Origin of the sequence: Dyella acidiphila, assembly GCF_014863405.1 — a bacterium.
Classification (GTDB): Bacteria; Pseudomonadota; Gammaproteobacteria; order Xanthomonadales; family Rhodanobacteraceae; genus Dyella_B; species Dyella_B acidiphila.
In genome coordinates, this window is the sequence record NZ_JACZZA010000007.1 from 209,096 (window position 1) to 227,656 (window position 18,561).

At 64.8% G+C, this 18,561-nt stretch carries 20 protein-coding genes; 19 read left to right on the forward strand and 1 reads right to left on the reverse strand.

Translation table 11 applies throughout. The features are described from left to right. Nucleotides 1–12 precede the first annotated feature (12 nt). On the reverse strand, nucleotides 13–639 hold the full coding sequence (locus IGX34_RS12995) for a glycine zipper 2TM domain-containing protein (RefSeq protein ID WP_192556145.1): 627 nt from the start codon (nucleotides 637–639) through the stop codon (nucleotides 13–15). A 178-nt stretch (nucleotides 640–817) separates the two neighbouring features. Here IGX34_RS12995 and IGX34_RS13000 point away from each other — a divergent pair, with 178 nt between their 5' ends. The 19 genes from IGX34_RS13000 to metX all read left to right on the forward strand — a co-directional run bounded on the left by IGX34_RS13000 (nucleotide 818) and on the right by metX (nucleotide 18,060). Next, entirely contained in the window at nucleotides 818–1,606 is a 789-nt protein-coding gene (locus IGX34_RS13000; protein ID WP_192556146.1) for a TatD family hydrolase, read from the forward strand. A gap of 92 nt (nucleotides 1,607–1,698) precedes the next feature. Next, nucleotides 1,699–2,223, forward strand: a complete 525-nt coding sequence (locus IGX34_RS13005) for a MarR family transcriptional regulator (protein ID WP_192556147.1) — start codon at nucleotides 1,699–1,701, stop codon at nucleotides 2,221–2,223. Next, nucleotides 2,220–3,767: an efflux transporter outer membrane subunit gene (locus tag IGX34_RS13010; protein ID WP_192556148.1), complete on the forward strand. Its 1,548-nt coding sequence runs from the start codon at nucleotides 2,220–2,222 to the stop codon at nucleotides 3,765–3,767. Before IGX34_RS13005 ends, IGX34_RS13010 begins: the two co-directional genes overlap by 4 nt. A gap of 1 nt (nucleotide 3,768) precedes the next feature. After that, nucleotides 3,769–4,950, forward strand: a complete 1,182-nt coding sequence (locus IGX34_RS13015; protein ID WP_192556149.1) for an HlyD/EmrA/EmrK family protein — start codon at nucleotides 3,769–3,771, stop codon at nucleotides 4,948–4,950. A gap of 95 nt (nucleotides 4,951–5,045) precedes the next feature. Continuing rightward, nucleotides 5,046–6,599 carry a DHA2 family efflux MFS transporter permease subunit gene (locus tag IGX34_RS13020; protein WP_192556150.1) on the forward strand — a complete coding sequence of 518 codons (1,554 nt, stop codon included), beginning with the start codon at nucleotides 5,046–5,048 and terminating at the stop codon, nucleotides 6,597–6,599. A gap of 103 nt (nucleotides 6,600–6,702) precedes the next feature. Beyond that, a complete protein-coding gene (gene phaR / locus IGX34_RS13025; protein WP_192556151.1) occupies nucleotides 6,703–7,200 on the forward strand; it encodes a polyhydroxyalkanoate synthesis repressor PhaR in 498 nt (165 codons plus the stop codon). An 85-nt stretch (nucleotides 7,201–7,285) separates the two neighbouring features. Beyond that, nucleotides 7,286–8,047, forward strand: a complete 762-nt coding sequence (gene phbB, locus IGX34_RS13030; RefSeq protein ID WP_192556181.1) for an acetoacetyl-CoA reductase — start codon at nucleotides 7,286–7,288, stop codon at nucleotides 8,045–8,047. Between the two features lie 87 nt (nucleotides 8,048–8,134). Further along, nucleotides 8,135–9,505: an FAD-dependent oxidoreductase gene (locus tag IGX34_RS13035; protein WP_192556152.1), complete on the forward strand. Its 1,371-nt coding sequence runs from the start codon at nucleotides 8,135–8,137 to the stop codon at nucleotides 9,503–9,505. Next, complete coding sequence (locus IGX34_RS13040; RefSeq protein ID WP_192556153.1) at nucleotides 9,498–9,932, forward strand: DUF3293 domain-containing protein; 435 nt, start codon at nucleotides 9,498–9,500, stop codon at nucleotides 9,930–9,932. The genes IGX34_RS13035 and IGX34_RS13040 overlap by 8 nt, the downstream gene beginning before the upstream one ends. A 21-nt stretch (nucleotides 9,933–9,953) precedes the next feature. Further along, nucleotides 9,954–10,589 (forward strand): cytochrome c biogenesis heme-transporting ATPase CcmA, encoded by a 636-nt coding sequence (ccmA, locus tag IGX34_RS13045; protein ID WP_192556154.1) that lies wholly within the window; start codon nucleotides 9,954–9,956, stop codon nucleotides 10,587–10,589. Further along, the gene (ccmB, locus tag IGX34_RS13050) at nucleotides 10,582–11,277 is read left to right on the forward strand and encodes a heme exporter protein CcmB (RefSeq protein ID WP_192556155.1); all 696 of its coding nucleotides are present in this window, start codon (nucleotides 10,582–10,584) and stop codon (nucleotides 11,275–11,277) included. The genes ccmA and ccmB overlap by 8 nt, the downstream gene beginning before the upstream one ends. 2 nt (nucleotides 11,278–11,279) lie before the next feature. Then, complete coding sequence (locus IGX34_RS13055) at nucleotides 11,280–12,038, forward strand: heme ABC transporter permease (RefSeq protein WP_192556156.1); 759 nt, start codon at nucleotides 11,280–11,282, stop codon at nucleotides 12,036–12,038. After that, nucleotides 12,035–12,274 carry a heme exporter protein CcmD gene (ccmD, locus tag IGX34_RS13060; protein ID WP_425598789.1) on the forward strand — a complete coding sequence of 80 codons (240 nt, stop codon included), beginning with the start codon at nucleotides 12,035–12,037 and terminating at the stop codon, nucleotides 12,272–12,274. Before IGX34_RS13055 ends, ccmD begins: the two co-directional genes overlap by 4 nt. Nucleotides 12,275–12,398: 124 nt before the next feature. Continuing rightward, entirely contained in the window at nucleotides 12,399–12,869 is a 471-nt protein-coding gene (ccmE, locus tag IGX34_RS13065) for a cytochrome c maturation protein CcmE (RefSeq protein WP_192556157.1), read from the forward strand. Then, nucleotides 12,866–14,839: a heme lyase CcmF/NrfE family subunit gene (locus IGX34_RS13070; protein WP_192556158.1), complete on the forward strand. Its 1,974-nt coding sequence runs from the start codon at nucleotides 12,866–12,868 to the stop codon at nucleotides 14,837–14,839. The genes ccmE and IGX34_RS13070 overlap by 4 nt, the downstream gene beginning before the upstream one ends. After that, nucleotides 14,836–15,378 (forward strand): DsbE family thiol:disulfide interchange protein, encoded by a 543-nt coding sequence (locus tag IGX34_RS13075; RefSeq protein WP_192556159.1) that lies wholly within the window; start codon nucleotides 14,836–14,838, stop codon nucleotides 15,376–15,378. Before IGX34_RS13070 ends, IGX34_RS13075 begins: the two co-directional genes overlap by 4 nt. Further along, nucleotides 15,378–15,821 carry a cytochrome c-type biogenesis protein gene (locus tag IGX34_RS13080; protein ID WP_192556160.1) on the forward strand — a complete coding sequence of 148 codons (444 nt, stop codon included), beginning with the start codon at nucleotides 15,378–15,380 and terminating at the stop codon, nucleotides 15,819–15,821. Before IGX34_RS13075 ends, IGX34_RS13080 begins: the two co-directional genes overlap by 1 nt. Next, the gene (locus IGX34_RS13085) at nucleotides 15,818–16,876 is read left to right on the forward strand and encodes a c-type cytochrome biogenesis protein CcmI/CycH (RefSeq protein ID WP_192556161.1); all 1,059 of its coding nucleotides are present in this window, start codon (nucleotides 15,818–15,820) and stop codon (nucleotides 16,874–16,876) included. The genes IGX34_RS13080 and IGX34_RS13085 overlap by 4 nt, the downstream gene beginning before the upstream one ends. An 80-nt stretch (nucleotides 16,877–16,956) precedes the next feature. After that, complete coding sequence (metX, locus tag IGX34_RS13090) at nucleotides 16,957–18,060, forward strand: homoserine O-acetyltransferase MetX (protein WP_192556162.1); 1,104 nt, start codon at nucleotides 16,957–16,959, stop codon at nucleotides 18,058–18,060. The last annotated feature ends 501 nt before the right edge of the window (nucleotides 18,061–18,561 follow it).

Here is an 18,561-nt window from a genome sequence, read left to right on the forward strand (position 1 = left end):
TTGGTAAATCGATCATTGGGCGCTGGAGACCACGCTGACACTCTGTTCCACCCTCACGCGATTACCGGGATCGTGATCCATGCGGGTGGTGCGCGTTACTCCGTTGTAGACGTAGGTCACGTCATACCCAACGATATTACTGGTGGTATTCGCAACAGTGTCGCAACGATGAACCACTTCGGATTGAACGTTTGCCTGCTGACGGCTTTCCTCGATTTTCTTGCCGGCATAGCCGCCGCCGACCGCACCGGCTGCCGTGGCCAGCGCATTGCCCTTGCCCGAGCCGACCATATGGCCGAGCAAACCGCCCGCCACCGCGCCGATCGCCATGCCCGCGATCTGGTGCTGGTCCTTCGGCGGTACCGTCCGATTGACCACCACGTCGTGACAGACCTGCTGCGGGTTGTTGACGTCCTGGCGGACCGGCGTAACGCTGACCACCTGGGCATACTGCCCATCGTCGGTCGACTGGGGCGCCTGGCCGGGCTGCTGGCCCGGTTGCACCTGGGCGGCAGCATCGGCACCGGCCGCGGCCGCACCGTTGGCATCGGCACTGGCCTGGCGATTGCAGGCGGCCAGGCCAAGCGTCAACGACGCCGCCAGCCCCATGCACAATGCATTGACTACAAACTTGCTCATTTCTGGATCTCCTGGACTTGAAGACAGCCGCAGCTGATGCTGCGTCCCCGCGATATCTTGCGACGTGCATTGAAGCGCCAGGATGCTGAATAAAACTGGACCAAAACACCAAAATGTCGACCTCTTCGCAAGTCGACCCGCATCCGGCGGGAAAGCCGCCTAATCCAAGCTCGAAACCATGCCATTACTCGCCGACAGTCACGTACACCTGGACGACGCCCGCTTCGATGCCGATCGCCCTGCCGCCCTTGCACGCGCCCGCGCTGCGGGCGTTGTCGTGCAGATCATTCCGGGGACCGATGCCGCAAGCTGGCCGCGCATCCAGGCACTGTGCAAACCGGGGGCGGGATTGTTTCCAGCCTACGGACTGCATCCGATGTTCATGCACCGGCATCAGGCGGATGACATGGCCCAGCTGGCGCATTGGCTGGACACGCAGCGCCCCGTAGCCGTAGGCGAGATCGGCCTGGATTTCCATGCCGAAGATCATGACGCCCAGGCGCAACGCGATATCTTCGCGCGCCAACTAGACCTGGCTCGCAAATGTAACCTGCCGGTCATCCTGCACGCCCGCAACGCCCTCGACGAAGTCACTACGACACTGCGCCGTACCGGCGGCCTGCGCGGTGTGGTGCACAGCTTCTCCGGCAGCCAGCAACAAGCCGAGCAGCTGTGGAAGATCGGCTTTCATCTAGGCATTGGCGGCCCGGTTACCTATGAGCGCGCCCAGCGCCTGCGGCGCATCGTCGCCGAGATGCCGATCGAATATCTGCTGCTTGAAAGCGACGCCCCGGATCAGCCCGGCGCACAACATCGCGGCGAACGCAACGAGCCGTCCTTCCTTGCCGATACCTTACGCTGCGTCGCCGAACTGCGCGGCATGGATCCCCATGCATTGGCTGCTGCAACGACAGCCAACGTCGCGCGCCTGTTCGGAATTTCCTCCGAAGACACCCTTCCCGGCTAAGCACTGCGGGGCACGTTGAGGCGCATAGCACTTGCGCTCGACCTCCGCCGCGTTGCATTATTTATTTCATCAGTGAAATATGCACCAGTGAAATGTCCCTGATTAACCGGATCAAACACCTGGACGAAGGCTTCGAGCGCATCCGCAAGGCGGTGCCCGAACTGCCCGAAGACGCCAAGCTGTGCCGCCTGCTGCTGCTAGTGGGCGAGCGCTTGCAGGCGGAATTCGAATCGAAGCTTCGGCCTTACAAACTCAACGACAGCGAATTCCGCACGCTGGTGATGCTGTTCTCCCAGCCCGATGGTTCCTCGACGCCGGGCGAGCTGTGCGAATTCACCTCGCAAGGCGCCACCAACATGACGCGCATTGCCAATGCATTAGCCAAGCGCGGCTTGATCACGCGCGGCCACAACATCACGGACCGCCGCCAGGTAGTGATGCAAATCACCGCTGCAGGGCGTCGCTTCGTGCAGAAAATGCTGCCCGGCATGATGCCCAGTTTGCGGCTCACGTTTGCCGAATTCACGCAGAGCGACCGCAACCAGTTCAGCAAGCTGATGCGCAAGCTCGCCAAAAACCTCACTCAACTCGAACATGAAGCGGGTGATCCGCCATGAACAGTCTTTCTTCTTCCGCATCCGTACGCTTGCGGCCGCTCGCCTGGATCACGCTGCTAAGCATGGGCCTGGCCGGCTGCATGATTCCGGCAAAGCTGCCGCATCCGGCATTGCGCGACGATGTCCCGCTGGCCGGATTGCCGGCCGCCGCCCGTGCCGGCTGGCCGGCCGCCGACTGGTGGCGCGTGTACAACGATCCGCAGCTCGATGCGCTGATTGCGCTGGCGATGAAGCAGTCGCCGGATCTTGCTCAGGCTCATGCACGCGTACAGACCGCCGAGCAATCGGTACGCGTCGCCGCCGCGCAGGCAGGCCTGACCATCAACGGCAGCGCCCAGCTCACGCGTCAGCGCATGAGCGATCACGGCCTGTTTCCGCCTGCCCTGCTCGGTTTCAACTGGTACAACCAGGCCGACCTCGGCGTGCAGCTCGAATACGATTTCGACTGGTGGGGCAAGAAGCGCAAGGCGATCGAATCTGCACTGGATCAGGCGCATGCGGCCGAAGCCCAGCACAGTGCCGCCGCGCTGACGCTGCAGAACGCCGTGGCAGATACCTATTTCGGCTGGCTGGCAGACCAGAACCGCCTGACACTGGCCAGGCAGTCGGTCAGCGTGCAGCAGCGACTGCTGCAGATCGCACAATTGCGCGTGCATCAGGGCGTGGATCTACCAGACACCGTGCAGCAGGCGCGCGCACAGCTGGCCGCCGCGCAGCAGGCGCAGGTCACGCTGGAAGGCTCGATCGAGTTGCGCAAAGTGGTATTGGCGGCGCTGGCGAATGTGTCCCCCGCCGAGCTTCCGTCGTTGCAGCCGCACAGCCTGCCGACTATCGAAGGCGGCCTGCCCGATGATGCACGGCTGGACCTGATTGCCCGTCGCCCCGATATCGCCGCCAGCCGCTGGCAGGTGGAATCGGCGCTCAAGCAAACCGACGTAGCACGCGCGCAATTTCTGCCGGATGTCAGCATCAATGCGATGGCGGGACTGTCCAGCACCAACCAGGGCTCGCCGACGATTCCGGGCCTGCTTCAAGGCAGCAAGGGCGGCCTGGGCAATCTGTTCACCGCCGGCAGCCGCGTCTTCGGCATCACGCCCGCGGTGCATCTGCCGATCTTCGAAGGCGGTCTGCTGAAAGCCAATTACGGCGCCAGCCGCGCGCAGCTCGATGCATCCATTGCGCAGTACAACGTGACGGTAACCGATGCGGCGCGCGATGTCGGCACGCAGGCGGTAACCGCCCAGCAAATCGCCGAGCGGCGCGTCAAACAGGAAGCACATGTGAAGGCCGAACAGGCGCTGCTCGCCACGGCGCAGGCACGCCAGGCGCATGGCACGCAGGATGCGCGCGAAAGCCTTGCCGCCCAGTTGCAGCTGCTGCAGCAGCGCGACCAGGCGGTGAGCCTGCACGCGCAGGCGCTGAGCACCGACCTTGCGCTGATCAAATCGCTGGGCGGCGGCTATCGCTCGGATAGCGGCAACCCCGCCGCTCCTGCCGCTTCCTCTTCTACCGCTTCCACTTCGAATCTCGCCGGAGCCCCGTGACATGAGCGCTACCGATATTTCCAAGGACGCCAACGATAGCGGCCTGGCCGCGAAGAACCCCGCCAAGCGCAGCCGCGCCCTGCTGATCGTGGCCGGGGTGTTCGTGCTGGCCGCGGTGATTTGGTTCCTGCTGTGGTTGCTGGTGTTTTCGCGTCGCGAGAACACCGATAACGCCTATGTCGGCGGCAACCAGGTCGCCTTGTCGTCGCAGGTATCCGGCACGGTGGTGGCGATCCTTACCGACGACACCCAGCGCGTGGAAGCCGGCCAGGTGCTGGTGAAGCTGGATGGCACCGACGCCGATGTGCGCCTGCGCCAGACCAGCAGCGCACTCGCCCAGGCGGTGCGCCAGGTGCGCCAGCAGACCGATTCGGTCAGTAGCGCCGACGCCACCGTAGCCGCGCGCGAAGTGGATTTGCGCAAGGCACAGGCCGATCTGAAACGCCACCTGCCGCTGGTTGCCGCGCAAGCCGAATCGCCCGAAATCGTGCAGCACATGCGCGACGCCGTAGCCCAGGCGCAAGCCGCGCTGGATACCGCCAAGGCGCAGGCCAGCGCATCGCGTGCCGCCATTGAAGGGGTGGACACCGCCGACAATCCCACCGTGCAGCAGGCCCGCGCCAACTTCCGCGCCGCATGGATCGCCGCACAGCGCAACACCATCGTCGCGCCGGTCAGCGGCTACGTCGCTCAGCGCAGCGTGCAACTGGGTGCCAGCATCACGCCGGGCCAGCAGCTGATGACCATCGTGCCGATGCACAATCTGTGGATCGATGCGAACTTCAAGGAAAACCAGCTGCGCCACATCCGCATCGGCCAGCCGGTGAAGATCAGCACCGATATCTACGGCGGCAGTGCGGAATACCACGGCAAGGTGATCGGCCTGGGCGCCGGCACCGGCAGCGTGTTCTCGCTGTTGCCGGCGCAGAACGCTACCGGCAACTGGATCAAGGTGGTGCAGCGCGTGCCGGTACGCATTGCGCTGGACAACAACGAACTGGACAAGCATCCGCTGCGCGTGGGCCTGTCGACCGATGTGACGGTGGACATCACCAACGACCAGGGCCCGCTGCTGGCGTCGTCGCCGCAGCAGCCGCCGGCCGAGACCTCGGTGTACGACCAGGTCGCCGCACAGGCCGATGCGGAAGCGCAGAAGATCATCAGCGCCAACCTGGGCAAATGACGCCCGGGCATCCCGCACTCACTTGGTAACCTCCATTTCCCGTCATTCCCGCGCGAGCGGGAATGACGGCAGCAAGGCAAGATTGCGAGGCCATCATGGCTGCCACTCCCGATAACACTGCACCGCTCAAGCCTTTGCATGGCGCCCCGCTGGTGCTGCTGACCATCGCCGTCGCGTTCAGCACCTTCATGGAAGTGCTGGACATGACCATCGTCAACGTGGCGGTGCCGCATATTTCCGGCGCCCTGGGCGTAAGTGCCAGCGAAGGCACCTGGACGATCAGCTCTTACTCGCTGGCCAGCGCGATCATGCAGCCGCTGACCGGCTTCGTGGCGCGGCGCTTCGGCGAAGTGCGCACCTTCGTCGTCTCGGTGATGTTGTTCGTGTTGTTTTCCATGCTGTGCGGCATGGCCACCAGCATGCCGATGCTGGTATTTGCCCGCCTGATGCAGGGCGCCGGCTCCGGCCCGATGGTGGCCTTGTCGCTGACCTTGCTGCTTTCAAGTTATCCCAAGGAACGCCAGGGTATCGCGCTGGCGCTATGGGCCATGACGGTAGTGGTGGCGCCCATTTTCGGACCGATCCTGGGTGGCTGGATTACCGACAACCTGTCCTGGCCATGGATCTTCTACATCAACCTGCCGGTAGGCGTGCTGGCCGCGATCATCACCTGGACCCTGCTGCACAAGCGCGAGACCAAGACCTACAAGACACCGATCGACGTGGTCGGCCTGGTACTGCTGGTGGCGGGCGTGGGCTGCCTGCAGTTCATGCTCGACAACGGCAATGACCACGACTGGTTCAATTCCACGCTGATCCTGGCGCTGGGCATCATCGCGCTGGTCTGCCTCACCTTCCTGGTGGTGTGGGAAATCCACGCCAAGCATCCGGTGATCGACCTGACGCTGTTCAAGCAACGCAACTTCACCGTCGGCGTGATCAGCCTGTCGCTGGGCATGTTCGCCTTCTTCGGCATCAACGTGGTGTTCCCGCTCTGGCTGCAGACCACGCTGGGCTACACCGCCACCTGGGCCGGCCTGGCCAGCGCGCCGGTGGGCGTGCTGGCGTTCCTGCTGTCGCCGATCATCGGGCGCAATATGCAGAAGTTCGACCTGCGCATGCTGGTGAGCTTCGCCTTCATTATTTTCGCCATTACCTCTTACTGGTTTTCCACCTTCGACAGCGGAGCCTCGTTCGCCACTCTGGTGGTGCCGCGCTTTGTGATGGGCCTGGCCATTCCCTGCTTCTTTATTCCGCTCAACCAGATCTACCTGTCGGGGCTGCCGGCCTCGGAAATCGCCAGCGCCTCCGGCCTGTCCAATTTCTTCCGCACCCTGGGGTCCAGCGTTTCGACCGCGGTCACCGTGACGCTGTGGCAGCACCGCGGCATCTACCACCACGCCACCCTTACCGAGTACGTAAGCCCGGACGCGCCGGCCACCAGCCAATACCTGCAGCAACTGTCGCATCTGCATATGAGCGCCAGCCAGCGCCTGGGTTATATCGATCAAATCGTGAGTCGGGAGGGGCTGACCCTGGCGGTGAACGATGTCTTCTTCTTGTGCGCGGTGCTGTTCGTGCTGCTGATCCCGGTGCTGTGGTTCTCGCGGCCGCCGTTCGGCAGCGCCGGCGGGGCTGCCGGTCACTGATACGTGCCGCCCCGGCCGGCCCGGCTTTGCTGCACTCCGGCGTGCAGCATAAAACCGGGCGCGTGACTGGTGCGGCGCAATACCTTCTGCTAGCTTGTGCCGCATGGCACAAACAAATCGCATCATCAAGAAGTACCCGAACCGCCGGCTCTATGACACGGAGATCTCCAGCTACATCACGCTGGAAGAGGTCCGTCAGCTGGTTCTGGATGGCGAACACTTCGAGGTCCGCGACGCCAAATCGGGCGAGGACCTGACCCGCTCCGTGCTGCTCCAGATCATCTCGGAGCACGAGGAGAAGGGCCAGCCGATGCTGTCGCCCCAGCTGCTGAGCCAGATCATCCGGTTCTACGGCGACTCCCTGCAGGGATTCATGGGCCCGTACCTGGAGCGCAGCCTGCAGGTCTTCCTCGACCAGCAGCAGCAGTTCCGCAGCCAGCTCAACAGCCTGATGGGGCAGACCCCATGGTCGCTGTTGAACGAGCTGACCGAGCGCAACCTGGACGCCTGGAAATCGATGCAGCGCGGTTTCCTGGATACCGCCTCGCAGACGGCGCCGAATCCGGGCCAGCCCAGCCGCCCCGGCACCAAGAAGCCCTGAACGTCCGCGGCGCGGTCCATTCCCTCTCTCGCCCGCTGCAGCACAGCACGTGCTGCCGCGCGGCATGCGTGAGACGCCAACCGTGATGACTCCGTCAACTTCCGCCGCGCGGATCGCCATTGTGACCGGCGGTATCGGCGGCATCGGCACCGAAATCTGCATGCGCCTGGCCGAAACCGGGCGCCAGGTGATCGCGGTCGACCTGGCCACCCGCGGCGAGCGCATCGAGGCCTTTCGCGAACAAGTCGCCAGCTATCACGGCGCCATCCGGTTCGAGCCCTGCGACGTCAGCGACTTCAAGGCCTGCGGCGGCCTGGTCGAGCATATCGAGCGCAACATCGGGCCGGCCGCCATCCTGGTGAACGCCGCCGGCATCACCCGCGACACCAGCCTGCGCAAGATGGATCCGCAGCAATGGCATGAGCTGATGCGGGTGAATCTGGATGGCGTATTCAATATGTGCCGCCATGTGGTCGAAGGCATGACCACGCGCAGCTTCGGGCGCATCGTCAATCTCAGCTCGGTAAACGGGCAGACCGGCCAGTTCGGCCAGACCAATTACTCCGCCGCCAAGGCCGGCGTGCATGGCTTCAGCATGGCGCTGGCGCGCGAAACGGCGCGCAAGGGCGTTACCGTCAATACCGTTTCGCCCGGCTACTGCGACACGCCGATGGTGGCCGCGGTGCCGCATGAAATCCGCCAGCAAATCATTGCCGACATTCCGGTCGGACGCCTGGGCACGCCGGCCGACATCGCCCGCGCGGTGGTGTTTCTCACCGCGGACGATGCCAGCTACATCACCGGGGCCAACCTGCCGGTCAACGGCGGCTATTTCATGAGCTTCTAAGCCGCCGGGCGGCGCCTGCCGCCGGTCGTACTTGCAGTAAATGCCCAGTTGCGGAACAGTGTCCAGCTTCCTCCCACGGGATGCGGCATGACACGGCAAGCAATCACCCTGATCGGCGGCGGCCTGGTCGGCGCCCTGCTCGCCCAGCTGCTGGCCAGGCGCGGATTCCGGGTGGAAATGTTCGAAAAGCGCCCCGATCCGCGCCGCGCAGGTTTTACCGGCGGCCGCTCGATCAACCTGGCGCTGGCCGAGCGCGGCCTGCAGGCACTGCGCACCGCCGGGCTGGCTGACGATGTATTGCAACGCGCCGTGATGATGCGCGGCCGCATGGTGCATCCGCGCGAGGGCAGCTCCGGCCTGCAGCGCTATGGCGTCGACGACAGCGAAGTGATCTGGTCGGTATCCCGCGGCAGCTTGAACATGTTGTTGCTGGATGCGGCGGAAGCCGCCGGCGTGAACATGCATTTCGGCCAGTCGCTGCTGGCTGCCGACCTCGATGCACGGCAGATCGTGCTGGCCGACGAACACGGTACCCAGCGCCGGCATGAAGCCGCCGTACTGGTCGGTGCCGACGGCGCCGGCTCGGCCCTGCGCGCGGCGATGAACGACTACCAGCCGCTGGGCATCCGCGTCGAACCGCTGGGCCATGGCTATAAAGAACTCGAAATTCCGCCTGCCACCGGCGCCGATCGCTTCGCCATCGAGCCGCACGCGCTGCATATCTGGCCGCGCGGCGGCTATATGTGCATCGCGCTGCCCAATACCGAAGGCAGCTTTACCGTCACCCTGTTCCTGCCGGCGCACGGCGCCCATCCCAGTTTCGACACGCTGCCGGATGCAGCCGCGGCCGCAGCATTTTTCCGCGAGGATTTTCCGGACCTGCTGCCGCAGATCCCGCGCTTCGCCGAGGATTACGACGGGCATCCAGTAGGCAGCCTGTCCACGCTGTATCTGGATCGCTGGCATATCGATGGCCGCGCCTTGCTGATCGGCGACGCCGCGCACGCCATCGTGCCGTTCCACGGCCAGGGCATGAACTGCGGTTTCGAAGACACCGTGGTGCTGGCCGATCTGCTGGCCGAAGCCGGCCGCGATACCGCCGATGCCTTCGCCGAGTTCCAGCGCATTCGCCAGCCCAATGCCAATGCCATCGCCGCGATGGCGCTGGAAAACTATATCGAGATGCGCGATTCGGTGGCCGATCCGCGCTATCTCGCCAAGCGCGAACTGGGGGCGCGCCTGGCCGAACGTGCGCCGACGCATTTCATGGCGCGCTACCGCATGGTCACCTTTACCCATCTGCCCTACGCCTACGCCTACGAACGCGGCCGCGCGCAGGATCAGCTATTAGAACAATTGCTGCGTGGCACGCTCGGCGCCAACGACGTGCAGCTCGACGCCGCCGTCAAGACGCTGCAAGCCACGCTGCCTCCGCTACCCCAATTACGCCATGGATAATTCACTGATCGACACCTACCGCAGCACCGACTACCGGGTGCGCCTCCCGCAAGGGGGCTGGGTTTCCATCCACGTCGACGCCGCCCTGCCGACCTCGCTGCATACGCTGATCGGCGAACACAGCTGGGCCTTCATCACCGCCTGGAATCCCGGCTCGCAAGCGCAGCCGCGCACGCACAATCATGCTGCGCAGCAAGCGCTGCTGCTGGCCCTGCGTCAGCTGCCGCGCACCACCTGCATCCGGCCCGGGATGGGCGTGGGCAATAGCTGGCGCGAAGCCAGCCTGTTCGTGGTCGGCCCCAACCTGGCCGACATCGACGAGCTGGCGCAGCAATTCCAGCAGCACGCCTACGTACACGGCCTGGGCCAGGGCTATGCGCGCCTGCGCCTGAGCAGTGACAGGCCGCCGCATGGACAAGCGGGCTGAAGCCTCCTGACAATGCCGGGAATGACCGCCAGCCCATCCGCCACGCCATTGCTCGAAGCCCGCGCCCTGAGCTTCCACCGCCAGGACGAGCCGGTATTCGGTCCGCTGGATTTCCGCCTCGAGGCCGGCGAACTCACCCTGATCGAAGGCGACAACGGCAGCGGCAAGACCACCTTGATGCGCATCCTCACCGGCCTGCTGCGGCCGGAAGAAGGCGAGCTGCTGTGGCGCGGCCAGCCGCTGAGCTGGGATCGCTGCAGCGGCGAAGTGCTCTTCCTCGGCCACCAGCTGGGCCTGAAAACCGAACTGAGTCCGCGCGAAAACCTGGCCTTCGCCATCGGTCTGTACGGCCAACACAACCTTGCGCGCATCAATGAGGCACTCACCCTGGTTGGGTTGACCGGATACGAAGATGAAGCCGTACGCAAACTTTCCGCAGGCCAGAAAAAGCGCGTGGCGCTTGCCCGCCTGCTGCTGATTCCGGCCAGCCTGTGGTTGCTCGACGAGCCCTACGCCAACCTGGATCGCACCGGCATCGAGCTGGTGAACCGGTTGCTGGAAGCGCATATCGCCCAGGGCGGCGCCGCACTGGTGACCAGCCATGGCGCCGTGCAATTCCACGGCGGCGAACCGCAACGGATCCGGCTGCATGCATGAGCTGCGACGTCCCAGCCTCGGGCATGCCTGCATGGCCGTGCTGCGTCGCGATCTCACCCTGGCCTGGCGCCAGCGCGGCGACATGCTGCTGCCGGTGCTGTACGCCTTGATCGTCACCTCGCTGTTTCCGTTCGCGCTGGGGCCGGAAGATGCCCTGCTGCGCCGCATTGCCGGCGGCGCGGTGCTGGTAACGGTATTGCTGGCCATGCTGTTGGCGCTGGATGCCATGTTCCGCAGCGATATCGAAGACGGTTCACTGGAACAGCTGATGCTGGCGCCGCAGCCGCTGGCCGTGATGATGGGCATGAAGATCCTGGCCCACTGGCTGGCCACCGCCGTGCCGCTGATCGTGATCGCCCCGCTGCTGGCCGGCATGCTGCACCTGCCGGCGCCGGTGATTCCGGTGCTGCTGCTGGCCTTGCTGCTCGCCACGCCCCTGCTCAGCCTGTTCGGCGGTGTGCTGGTAGCGCTGACGGCCGGCACCCGACGCTCTGGTATGCTCCTCGCGCTGATGCTGCTGCCGCTATGCGTGCCGGTGGTGATCTTTGCCGCCGGGGCCTTGGCAGCTGCCCAGGAGGGGCTGCCGTGGATCGCCCCCATCGCGTGGTTGGGTGCAGCACTTGTTATGGCCGTAGTGCTTGCCCCGTTGGCATGCGCGGCTGCACTCCGTATCGCGCTGGATTCGTAGCCATGGCCAACTGGATCCCTTTGTGGTTGCACAAGCTGAGCTCGCCGCCGGCGTTCTACCGCTTCGCCGGCGCGCTGCGGCCATGGGCGATCACCCTTGCGCTGCTGCTCGGCCTCGTCGCCCTGTACGGCGGCCTGGTGCTGGCGCCGCCGGATTATCAGCAAGGCGATGACTACCGCATCATCTTCATCCACGTGCCATGCGCATGGATGAGCTTGTTTATCTATGGCGTGATGGGCGTCGCCGCATTCATTGCGCTGGTATGGCGAATCAAGCTGGCGGAAGTGGTGGCGATGGCCTCGGCGCCGATCGGCGCCTGCTTCACCTTCATCACCTTGGTCACCGGTTCGCTCTGGGGCGAGCGCATGTGGGGCACCTGGTGGACCTGGGATGCGCGGCTCACGTCCGAGCTGGTGCTGCTGTTTCTGTACCTGGGCGTGATCGGCCTGTATCACTCGTTCGAGGATCGCCGGCAAGGTGCGCGCACGGCGGCGTTCCTGGCGCTGATCGGGATCGTCAACGTGCCGATCGTGCATTTCTCGGTGAACTGGTGGAACACCTTGCACCAGGGCTCCACCATCCGCCTGCTCGGACCTTCGAGCATCGCGCCGTCGATGATCTGGCCGCTGCTGACCATGATGGCCGCCACCAAGCTCTACTACGTGGCCAGCCTGTTCGGTCGTACGCGCACGGATCTGCTGGCGCTGGAAAGCGGCAAGGACTGGGTGCGCCAGATCGCCGAAACCGAGGGCCGCGCATGAGCCCGTCGCTGCACGCGTTCTTCGCCATGGGCGGTTACGCCGCTTACGTGTGGCCGGCCTACGGCGTGTTCTTTGCCGTCTTGCTGATCGACTGGCTGGCGCCGCAGTTCCGCCGCCGCCGTCTGCTGCGCGAATTGCGTGGCCGGCTGGCGCGCCAGGAAGCCCGCAAGGAACGCACCGTTACGCCCTCTCCCCTGCGGGGAGAGGGTTGGGGTGAGGGGCCGCGCTTGCCATGACATTCCCTGCTTGTCGCCAAGCCATTCCGCGGTATTTCCACGCTAAAGAAATACCTGCAAGGCAAGATTGCCCCCTCACCCCAGCCCTCTCCCCGCAGGAGAGAGGGAGTCAAGCCAAGTTCTCATGAATCCCACGCGTCAACGCCGACTCACCATCGTCATCGCCGTCCTCGTCGCCGTGATCATCTCGGCTGCGCTGGTGGTCTACGCCCTGCAGCAAAACATGAACTACCTGTTCACGCCGAGCCAGGTGCAGGCGGGCGAAGCAACGCGTTACCAGAATTTCCGCCTCGGCGGCATGGTGAAGCAGGGTTCGATCCAGCGCAGCAGCGATTCGCTGAAAGTCACCTTCACCGTGATCGACGCCAGCGGTGCGATGCCGGTGGAATACAACGGCATCCTGCCGGACCTGTTCCGCGAGAACCAATCGGTGATCGCCACCGGCCATATGGATGACGGCCGCTTCGTCGCCACCGAAGTACTCGCCAAGCACGATGAAACCTACATGCCGCAGGAGCTGAAAGACGCGATGGCCAAGGCGCATGCAGGCAAGCACATCGACGAAGCCGCCAACCAGGACAAGGCGCAGCCATGACACCGGAACTGGGCCAACTGGCATTGATCCTCGCGCTGTTGCTGGCGCTGGCACAGAGCACCCTGCCGCTGCTCGGCGCCTGGCGGAACAACCGCGCGCTGATGGCGGTGGCGCGGCCGGCCGCCAGCGGGCAGGCGGTGTTCGTGGCGCTGGCCTTCGCCATTCTGGTCTCGGCTTTTCTGCACTTCGATTTCTCGGTGCAATACGTGGCCGACAATTCCAACCTGCAGCTGCCCTGGTATTACCGCATTGCGGCGGTGTGGGGCGCGCACGAAGGCTCGATGCTGCTGTGGGTGCTGATCCTCAATGTATGGACGATTGCGCTGGCGCTGTTCAGCCGGCAATTGCCCGAGGTATTCGTCGCACGCGTGCTGGCCGTGCTCGGCATCATCTCGGTCGGCTTTCTGTGCTTCATCCTGTTCACCTCCAATCCGTTCGGACGCCTGCTGCCGATGCCGCCGGATGGCGCGGATCTGAACCCGATCCTGCAAGACCCCGGCATGACCTTTCATCCGCCCGTGTTGTACATGGGCTATGTCGGTTTCTCGGTCGCCTTCGCGTTTTCCATCGCGGCCTTGCTGGGCGGCTCGATGGAACAGTCCTGGGTGCGCTGGGCGCGGCCGTGGACCAATGCGGCCTGGGGTTTTCTGTCCTGCGGCATCGTCGCCGGCAGCTGGTGGGCGTATGCGGAACTGGGCTGGGGCGGCTGGTGGTTCTGGGATCCGGTGGAAAACGCCAGCTTCATGCCGTGGCTGGTGGGCGTGGCCTTGATCCATGCGCAGGCGGTTACCGAGAAGCGCGGTTCGCTGCGTGCATGGACCATCCTGCTATCGCTGTTTGCGTTCTCGCTGTCGCTACTCGGCACCTTCCTGGTGCGCTCGGGCATTCTCACCTCGGTGCATGCCTTTGCTTCGGATCCGCGCCGCGGCTTCTACATTCTTTGCTTCCTGGCCGTGGTGGTCGGCGGATCGCTGCTGCTGTACGCACTGCGTGCGCCCAAGGTCGCCGGCGGCAAGGCGTTTGCGTTGGTCTCGCGCGAAAGCGCGATCCTGATCGGCAACCTGATGTTCACCGTGGCCGCGGCGATGGTGCTGCTGGGCACGCTGTTTCCGCTGCTGGGCGATGCCTTGAACCTGGGCAAGATCTCGGTCGGGCCGCCCTATTTCGGTTTGCTGTTTCCGCTGTTGATGTTGCCGGTGGTGCTCTTGCTGCCGTTCGGTCCGTATTTGCGCTGGGGCAAGAGCGACGCGCCCTTGCTCAGGCAGGTGCTGGTGCGCGCCGGCATCGCGGCGGCAGCGTGCGCGGTAATCGCCGCCTTCCTGGTGCAAGGGCAGCTGAAAGCGATTGCCGGCGTAGCCAGCGCGGTATGGGTTGGCGTGGGCGTGTTGCTGTATGTGTTGCGGCGCTGGCGCGAGATGCCGGCCGGCCGCCGCTATCCGGCGGAAATGGCCGGCATGCTGCTGGCGCATCTGGGCGTGGCGGTGTTCCTGATCGGCGTGCTGTTGTCCGAGTCGCTGAGCGTCACGCGCGACGTGCGCATGTCGCCCGGGCATGTCGCCAGCGTCGGCGGCTATGACTTCCGCTTCGACGGCGTCACCCAGACCCGCGGCCCGAACTGGGAAGCCGAACAGGGCATGGTCACCGTTTCGCGCAAGGGCGAAACCGTGGCCGTGATGCATCCGCAGAAGCGCACCTATGCGCACGAGCAGGTGCAGACCACCTCCGCCATCGATGCGGGCATCACGCGCGACCTGTACGTAGCCCTGGGCGAACCGATGGATCCCCAGCACGTCGAAGGCGCCTGGGCGCTGCGGCTCTACACCAAACCGTTTATCCGCTGGATCTGGGGCGGTGGCCTGTTGATGATGCTGGGTGGCTTTGTCAGCGCGGCGGATCGCCGCTTCCGCGTCAAGCGCACAGCGGAAGCAACGCAAACGGCTGCAGCAAGCGTGCAGGAGTCGCGCGCATGAGCCGCCTGCTGCCCCTGCTCGGTTTTGTCTTGCTGGCCACCCTGCTCGGCTTCGGCATCTGGTGGAACAGTGCGCACGATCCCACCGCCGTCCCCTCGCCGCTGATCAACAAGCCCGCACCGGCCTATGCGCTACCCAAGCTGGATGACCCGGCGCAAACGGTGACCAAGGAAGCGATGCTGGGCAAGCCGTATCTGGTCAACGTCTTTGCCAGCTGGTGCTTTGCCTGCGGCGAAGAACATCCGGTGCTGATGGCCGAAACGCAAGGCCTGGGCATTCCGGTAGTGGGCTACGACTACAAGGACGATCCGAACGACGCCAAGGCGTGGCTGGCCAAGCACGGCAATCCGTACAGCCTGGTGATCGCCGACGAATCGGGCCATACCGCGATCGATTTCGGTGTGTACGGCGCGCCGGAAACTTTTCTGATCGACGGCAAGGGCGTGATTCGCTACAAGCGCATCGGCCCGCTGACGCCGGATGTAATTGCACAACAACTCAAGCCGGCCATCGCCGCACTGCAGAAGGAAGCGCCCTGATGCTCCGCGCATGGCGCATCGCCCTGGTGTTCGCGCTGCTCGCCATTGCCACGGCGGTGGCGGCGCAGGCCATCGATCCGCTGCCGTTCCGCGATCACGCCGAAGAACTGCGCTTCCAGCACCTCACCAGCGAATTGCGCTGCCTGGTCTGCCAGGACGAAAACCTTGCCGACTCCAACGCCGACTTTGCGCGCGACCTGCGCCACAAGGTGTTCGAGTTGATGCAGCAAGGCAAGAGCGATGCCGAGATCAAACAATATCTGGTCGATCGCTACTCCGAGTTCGTGCTGTACGACCCGCCGGTAAACGCAGGCACGTGGCTGTTGTGGTTCGGGCCGCTGCTGATCCTGCTCGCCGGCGGCGTGGCAGTCGGCTACACCATCCGCAAACGCAGCCGGGCCGGCACGCCCGCCACACCGACCGACACTGGGGACGATTGGTGAAATCCGTTTTCTACATAGCCGCCGCAGTGATGATCGCGGTGGCGCTGGCGCTGCTGCTGATCCCACTGCTCAAACATGGCCGCCGCTCCGGCAGCCCGCGCAGCGTGTTCGCCGTGATGCTGGCGATCGCCTTGATCCTGCCCATCAGTGCGGCCTTGCTGTACCTGAAGATCGGCACTCCGGCCACGCTGGGCGGTGTGCAGACCCAGGCGCAAACCACCATGGATGTCGACAAGGCCCTGGATGAACTGCGTGCGCACCTGGCGGCCAATCCCAAGGACGCCCAGGGCTGGATGCTGCTCGCACAAGCCCAGATGGAAATGCAGCAACCTGGCGAAGCGCGCAAAGCCTACGACCAGGTATTGCAGCTGATGCCGAACAATACCGCCGCCATGGCCGGCTGGGCCGAAGCCGATGCCGCTGCACGCCCCGATCATCAGATCCAGGGGCGCGCACGCGACCTGCTCCAACAGGCGGTAAAGCTGGAGCCGGACAACCAGCGCGGCCTGTGGTTGCTGGGCATCAGCGATTACCAGCAAGGCAGCTACGCCGATGCGGCAGCTACGTGGCGCATCCTGCAACCGCAGCTGCAGCCTGGCTCCAGTGTCGCCCAGGCAGTGGCGCAGCAGATCGCGCTGGCCGATGCGCACGCCAACGGTGCGCCTGCCTCTACCTCCAGCAGCACTGCCGCGCCCGCCGCAGTAGCCGGGCCGGCCCTGCACGTCGACGTCACGCTCGCACCGGCGCTGAAGGCAAAGCTTGCCGCGGGCGACACCTTGTTCGTCTACGCCCGTGCGGAACACGGTCCGCCGATGCCGCTGGCGGTCGCCCGCCTCGACGCCGGCCAACTGCCCGCCACGGTCACGCTTACCGATGCAATGGGCATGACACCATCGATGAAACTCTCCTCGGTGCCGCGCGTCTTCGTCGGCGCACGTATCAGCCATAGCGGCGAAGCGATGGCGCAGGCCGGCGACCTGGAGGGCGATGCAGGCGTGGTCGCGGTGGACAGCAAGGCGCCGGTCAAGCTCCTGATCGACAAAGTGCACGATTAGACTGATCGCCCGACTCCAGGCACTCTGCTCGCCGGAGTTCGCTCGCCGCGGAGCGATATCAGCCCATTGAAGGACCGGTCATGAGCGACGCACGCCAATACTTCAAACTGCCCTCGCCGTTCGCCATGAAGCGCGGCGGCGCATTGCATGGCGCACACGTCGCCTACGAAACCTGGGGCAGCCTGAACGCCGCGCGCGACAACGCCGTGCTGCTGCTGACCGGACTCTCGCCCAGCGCTCACGCCGCCGCCAACGACGCCGATCCTTCGCCCGGCTGGTGGGAGGGCATGCTCGGTCCCGGCAAGGCCATCGACACGCGCCGCTGGTTCGTCATCTGCATGAATTCGCTGGGCAGCGACAAGGGCTCCACCTGCCCGGCCTCGATCGATCCGGCCACCGGCGAGGCCTACCGGCTGAGCTTCCCGGATCTTTCGCTGGAAGATGTCGCCAACGCCGCGCACGCGCTGGTTGCCGAGCTCGGCATCGCGCAGCTTGCCAGCCTGATCGGCTGTTCCATGGGCGGCATGAGCACGCTGGCCTACATGCTGCTGCACCCCGGCAGCGTGCGTACGCATATCAGCGTGGACACCGCGCCGCAGGCGCAGCCGTTCGCCATCGCCATCCGCTCGCTGCAGCGCGAAGCGATCCGGCTCGATCCGCACTGGAACAACGGCCAGTACGACAACGCGCAGTATCCGGATATCGGCATGAGCATCGCGCGCAAGCTCGGCGTGATCACCTACCGCTCGGCGATGGAATGGAACGGCCGCTTCGCCCGCATCCGGCTGGATCCGGAACAACGCGAAGAACAGCCCTTCGGTTTGGAATTCCAGGTCGAGTCATATTTGCAAGGTCATGCGCAGCGTTTCGTGCGCACCTTCGATCCGAACAGTTATCTGTACCTGTCACGCGCCAGCGACTGGTTCGACATCGCCGAATACGGCAACGGCAGCGTGCTGGAAGGTCTCAAGCGCATCCAGATCGAACAGGCGCTGGTGATCGGCGTCAGCACCGACATCCTGTTTCCGCTGGAGCAGCAGGAGCAGATTGCCGAAGGCCTGCGCGCAGCCGGCGCCGAAGTGGAATTCGTGGCGCTCGATTCGCCGCAGGGCCACGACGCGTTCCTGGTGGATATCGACAACTACAGCCGCGCCATCGGCGGCTTCCTCGCCCGCATCCAGTAGCCGTTACACCGTAACCGCCATCCCCACCGTCATCCCGGCGAAGGCCGGGACCCAGCGTCTTTTACGCAATGAAGTCACTGGGTCCCGGCCTTCGCCGGGATGACGGTGGGGTGTCGGTGCGGATTCCCGCGGGCCGCAGTTTCAGCGCCAAGGTGAAATGGGTGGCGCTCAATCGCCACATCCAGCCCGCGCACCACGTAGGTTGGGTTAGCGCAGCGTAACCCAACGTTTTTCGCCATGGCGCGGCATTGTTGGGTTACAACCCAACCTACGATGCGGTTGGTTCGACCTCCGCGAACACCCCTCCGCCTCCGGCTTCGCTGTGCAAAGACGCTGGGTCCCGGCCTTCGCCGGGATGACGGTGGGGTGTTGGTGCGGATTCCTGCGGGCCGCAGTTTCAGCGCCAAGGCGAAATAGGTGACGCTCGATCGTCCACATCCAGCCCACGCACCACGTAGGTTGGGTTAGCGCAGCGTAACCCAACGTTTTTCGCCATGCCGC